This window comes from Lysobacter sp. TAF61 (assembly GCF_052113485.1).
Lineage (GTDB): Bacteria > Pseudomonadota > Gammaproteobacteria > Xanthomonadales > Xanthomonadaceae > Lysobacter_J.
The window spans coordinates 1-421 of record NZ_JBFRDH010000045.1 but is presented as its reverse complement, the minus strand read 5'-3'; the positions used below and the strand labels follow the sequence as shown (position 1 = coordinate 421).

Here is a 421-nt window from a genome sequence, read left to right as displayed (position 1 = left end):
GGCTGACCCCGTAGAGGCGCGGTTCCAGCGTGTAGACATTGGTGAACAGGCCCGAGGTGTCGTCGGTGGTGTAGGCGTCGGTGATCGGCGTCTTGTTCAGCAGGTTCTTCACATAGGCGTCGATCGACAGGCCAAGCTCCGGCTTCTCGATCTTGAGCGTCAGGTTGACGTTCTCCCAGGATTTCAGCCGGTCGTACTCGGTGTTGTAGATGCGGGCGTACTGCTCGCTCTGGCGGTAGTAGTCGCCGCGCACGGTGGCGGCCCAGCCCGACGGCAGGTCGAAGGTGTACTGGGCGCCCAGCGACAGGGTCCAGTGCGGCGAGTTGGGCAGTTCGTTGCCCGACAGGTCGGCCGCGCGGCCGTCGATCGAAGCCCCGGCGGCGTAGTTGTAGAGGCCGGTGCTGTTGGCCAGGGTATTGGC

The 421-nt window shown here is 64.8% G+C and carries 1 protein-coding gene; it reads right to left on the bottom strand.

Features of this window, described 5'->3' with window-relative positions:
* Window positions 1-421: TonB-dependent receptor domain-containing protein (locus tag AB4Y64_RS17745; protein WP_441817768.1), on the bottom strand; the 421-nt coding region annotated here is incomplete at both ends.